The sequence below is a fragment of the Streptomyces sp. SID13726 genome (genome assembly GCF_010548375.1).
In the GTDB taxonomy this organism is placed as follows: Bacteria; Actinomycetota; Actinomycetes; order Streptomycetales; family Streptomycetaceae; genus Streptomyces.
In genome coordinates this window covers 1-381 of sequence record NZ_JAAGLY010000896.1, presented here as the reverse complement: position 1 = coordinate 381, position 381 = coordinate 1, and the positions used below count along the sequence as shown (strand labels likewise).

Genomic DNA, 381 nt, shown 5'->3' with positions numbered 1-381 from the left:
AGATTCTCGCTCTCGGTGTCGAACTCGCGGAGACGGGAGGTGAGTGCGGCGATCTGGTCCCGAAGCCGTCCGGCTTGCTCGCAGACTTCGTTCTCGCGGACCTCGACGTAGGCCAGTACGGCCTCGACCTGAGGGATGTCACTCACGCGGCCCTCCAGGAGGGGAGGGTGATGCCGGTGAGGCGGCGGGCCATGACCGACGTCATAGCCCAGAACACACGCGAGCGGGAGGAGGCGAGCCGGTGTTCGTAGTCACGCACGAGACGGCGGTAGAACATCAAGATCCCGTTCGTCTGCTCCACGATCCACCGCTTGGCCTGCGGGACGAACCCCTTCTCGGCCGGGTTGCGCTCGCCGATCTTGACATCGATGCCACGGAGCA

The 381-nt window shown here is 65.4% G+C and carries 1 pseudogene; it reads right to left on the bottom strand.

The annotated features are described in order from the left end of the window. Window positions 1-142 precede the first annotated feature (142 nt). Window positions 143-381: pseudogene (locus tag G3I78_RS50865) on the bottom strand (IS5/IS1182 family transposase); the annotation flags it as partial.